The sequence below is a fragment of the Syntrophales bacterium genome, from assembly GCA_030018935.1.
Taxonomy (GTDB): Bacteria; Desulfobacterota; Syntrophia; order Syntrophales; family CG2-30-49-12; genus CG2-30-49-12.
Genome location: JASEGZ010000077.1, coordinates 1 through 4,469, shown reverse-complemented (window position 1 = coordinate 4,469; position 4,469 = coordinate 1). Strand labels below are relative to the sequence as shown.

Below are 4,469 nucleotides of genomic sequence, written 5' to 3'. Positions count from 1 at the left end.
ATAACTTGGAGTTGAAGTTGGCAGTTTGATTTTTTTGATTGCACAGGTCGAAATATTCCAAAAGCAAATTCCTATCAGTTTAAATAATACGAAAGGAGTATATTAAAAACGGCCCCAACTGTTATTCGTGCCCTGGCAAGAGAAGGCGAAGAATGGGTAGATAAACATGACCTTTCCAGCCTTCGTCTTTTAGGTTCAGTTGGAGAATCAATCAATCCTGAGGCATGGCTCTGGTATTATCGAGTCATTGGAAAAGAAAACAGCCCAATTGTCGATACCTGGTGGCAAACAGAGACAGGAGGCATTCTTATCACTCCTCTACCAGGGGCAATGATACTTAAACCTGGTTCTGCCAGCAAACCTTTCTTTGGTGTAAAACCGGCTGTCATCAAAAAAGATGGTGAAGAGGCTTTTGTGAACGAGGAAGGTGCACTAATTATCAAATCACCCTGGCCAGGAATGGCTCGCAGTATCTATGGAGACCCAAAAAGGTTTTATGAGACCTATTTTTCACAATACAAAGGTAATTATTTTACCGGAGATGGAGCACGCAGGGATGAGGATGGCGACTATTGGCTTCTTGGAAGAATAGATGATGTCATCAATGTATCAGGACATAGATTGGGTACGGCAGAGATTGAAAGTGCCTTGGTTCTTCATCCAAAGGTAGATGAGGCGGCGGTGGTTGGATTCCCACATGAGGTAACGGGACAGGGAATATATGCCTTTGTTACTTTAAATGCAGGGATTGAGCCGAGCAAGGAGCTGAAAGAAGAACTTATTCTTCAGGTAAAAACCCAGATAGGCCCGATTGCCAAACCAGATAAACTGCAGTTTGCAGATGCCCTGCCCAAGACAAGGTCAGGTAAGATTATGCGTCGCATTCTACGAAAAATTGCTGGAGGGAAGGAGAAAGAACTTGGTGATTTGACAACCTTGGCTGACCCTTCAGTCATCGAAAGTTTAATAAGAGAAAAGGGTTAAGGGTTTGAGGGAGCAAGGGATCGAGGGTAAGAAAAAGAGAGGGTTTCTCTTTCTTTTCTTACCCTTGAACCCTTGCTCCCTCGACCCCTCAAATCCTTTCTGTATTATACGAGGGGCAGACCCCAATTACACCCCTTTATAATTTAGGCTATTTATAAATTAGCATAAATAAAGTATTTTGTCAAGAAAAATTTAACAAAAAAGGAGCTGAAGTTATGTCTAAACTCAAGGATATCAAAAAGGTTATGATTATTGGTTCAGGCCCTATTATCATTGGTCAGGCCTGTGAATTCGACTATTCCGGCACTCAGGCCTGTAAGGCCTTAAGAAAGTTAGGATATGAGATTCTGCTTGTCAATTCAAATCCTGCTACGATTATGACAGACCCGGGTATGGCCGATGCGACCTACATTGAACCACTTAACCTGGAATCCATAACCGAGATCATCAAGAAGGAACGGCCTGATGCCCTGCTTCCGAACCTGGGTGGCCAGTCAGGGCTGAATCTTTCGTTAGAGCTTGCCAGGAAGGGGGTGTTGGAGAAGTATGGTGTTAAGGTAATTGGGGTAAATATTGATGCCATTGAACGCGGGGAAGACCGACTGGCATTCAAAGAAACCATGAATCGCCTCGGCATTGAAATGCCTCAAAGCGAGATTGCCTATACCGTGGAAGAGGCAGAGGAGATTGTTAAAAAACTCGGATTTCCGGTGGTTATCAGACCTGCTTATACCATGGGCGGCACTGGTGGTGGCCTGGTTTATAATATTGAGGAATTTCGAACCGTGGTCTCTCGCGGCTTGTCCGCCAGCCTTGTTGGCCAGGTTCTGGTGGAAGAATCCGTACTCGGCTGGGAAGAGCTGGAACTTGAAGTAGTACGTGATGCCAAAAACCAAATGATTACTGTCTGCTTTATTGAAAATGTGGATGCCATGGGTGTACATACCGGCGATTCTTACTGTACGGCACCCATGCTAACCATTGATCCCCAGCTGCAGAAACGCTTGCAGAAGTATTCCTATGACATTGTTGAAGCTATTGAGGTTATCGGTGGAACCAACATTCAGTTTGCCCATGATCCCAAAACCGGACGGGTGGTAGTCATTGAGCTCAACCCCCGCACCTCCCGGTCATCGGCATTGGCATCAAAGGCCACGGGTTTCCCTATAGCCATGGTTTCATCCATGCTGGCCGGTGGACTTACCATGGATGAGATACCATACTGGCGTGACGGCACCCTGGAGAAGTATACCCCATCAGGGGACTATGTGGTTGTTAAATTTACCCGCTGGGCATTCGAGAAATTTAAAGGTATCGAGGATAAGCTGGGTACCCAAATGCGGGGTGTGGGTGAGGTGATGAGCCTTGGAAAGACCTACAAGGAAGCCTTCCAGAAAGCCATTCGATCTCTTGAGAATGGTCGCTATGGCCTTGGCTTTGCCAAGGATTTTCATACAAAGTCACTTGCGGAATTGATGGGGATGCTCACCGATCCCTCAAGCGAGCGGCAGTTCATTATGTATGAGGCATTGCGCAAGGGAGCGGATATTAACACATTGTACCAACGGACATATATCAAACCCTGGTTTATTGAGCAGATGAAAGAATTAGTGGAATTAGAAGAACAACTTCTAAAGTACAAAGGTACGCTCCCGCTGGATGAGTTGCTTGTTCAGGCTAAAAAGGATGGATTTGCGGATAAGTATCTGGCGAAGATACTTAATGTGTCAGAGGCAGATATCCGTGGCAGGCGCACTAAATTGGGTGTGGTGGAGGCCTGGGATGCAGTGCCTGTGAGCGGTGTGGAGGATGCAGCCTACTACTATTCGACATATAATGCCCCAGACAGGGTTGGTGTGAGCTCTTCACGCAAGATTATGGTCCTTGGTGGTGGGCCTAACCGGATCGGACAGGGGATTGAATTCGACTACTGCTGTGTACATGCCGCATTCGCCCTGCGGGATCAGGGTTATGACTCCATTATGGTCAATTGTAATCCAGAGACTGTCTCAACCGACTATGATACCTCTAATAAGCTGTACTTCGAGCCATTGACAGTAGAAGATGTTCTGGCTATCTACGAGAAGGAAAGACCCGAAGGTGTTATTGTGCAGTTTGGCGGACAAACACCGCTTAATATTGCAGCAGAGTTAGCTTCTGAGGGTGTCAACATTCTTGGCACAAGCCCTGAAACTATTGACCTTGCAGAAGACCGTGACCGGTTTCGTCTCATCATGAAGGAATTGGGTATTCCACAGCCTGTCTCCGGCATGGCCAGTACACTTGCTGATGCCCTGGCGGTTGCCCAAAAAATCGGCTATCCTTTGATCGTTCGTCCGTCGTATGTTCTGGGCGGACGTGCCATGGAAGTGGTCTACGACGAAGAAATGCTGAGGGAATATGTTAATGCGGCCGTGGATGTCTCCCCGGAGAGACCCATTCTTATTGAACAATTTTTAGAGGATGCCATAGAAGCTGAGGCAGATGCGATTGCAGACGGGACCAACGCCTTTGTGCCTGTAGTCATGGAGCACATCGAACTGGCCGGAGTTCATTCCGGAGACTCTGCGTGTGTGATCCCACCGGTGAGCATTCCTCAAAAACACATTGACACCATTGAGGAGTACACTAAGAAGATCGCTGTGAAATTCAATGTGGTGGGGTTGATGAACATTCAGTATGCCATTGCCAACGACAAGGTCTATGTGTTGGAAGCGAATCCACGGGCAAGCCGTACCGTGCCGTTGGTAAGCAAGGTATGCAATATCCCCATGGCACGCCTTGCCACGCAGGTTATGCTGGGCAAAAGCTTAAGCGAACTGAATCTGAAGCCCAGGTCGATCCCACATTTTGGTGTTAAGGAGGCTGTGTTTCCTTTCAATATGTTCCCTGAGGTGGATCCGGTACTTGGCCCGGAGATGCGTTCAACAGGAGAGGTTCTGGGTATGGCCGACAACGAAGGATTAGCTTTCTACAAAGCCCAGGAAGCTGCTAAACAGACTTTACCTACGAAAGGTACTGTTCTCATCAGTGTACCCGAACGCGACAAACCTGGCTCACTGGAAGTAGCACGGCAATTCGTCGAGCTTGGCTTTGCCCTCAGGGCTACATCCGGGACGCAGAAATACCTGGCTGAGCATGGAATCGATGCAGAGCCAATTATGAAAATGCACGAAGGCCGTCCTAATATTACTGATGCCATAAAGAACCGGGAGATACAGTTAGTGGTCAATACCCCGAGTGGAAGGCTCAGTGCTGAAGACGATTCCTATATCCGCAAGGCAGCGATCAAATATAAGGTGCCCTATATCACTACCATCTCAGCAGCCCTGGCCACAGCCAGAGGAATTGCTGCCTATCGACAGGGCGGCGGGAAAATTAAAAGCCTCCAGGAATACCATGCGGATATATCCTAAATCAAGCTAAAAAAAGGTGGTGTCCTATTATAGCTTAATTATAGTGAGGCATCTAAAAAAGTATAAAAA

General features: G+C 47.1%; 2 protein-coding genes. Both read left to right on the top strand.

Features of this window, described 5'->3' with window-relative positions; genetic code table 11:
* The first annotated feature begins 99 nt into the window (after nt 1–99).
* Complete coding sequence (locus QMD03_09860) at nt 100–984, top strand: AMP-binding protein (protein ID MDI6777516.1); 885 nt, start codon at nt 100–102, stop codon at nt 982–984.
* 215 nt (nt 985–1,199) lie between these two features.
* On the top strand, nt 1,200–4,400 hold the full coding sequence (carB, locus tag QMD03_09855; protein ID MDI6777515.1) for a carbamoyl-phosphate synthase large subunit: 3,201 nt from the start codon (nt 1,200–1,202) through the stop codon (nt 4,398–4,400).
* The last annotated feature ends 69 nt before the right edge of the window (nt 4,401–4,469 follow it).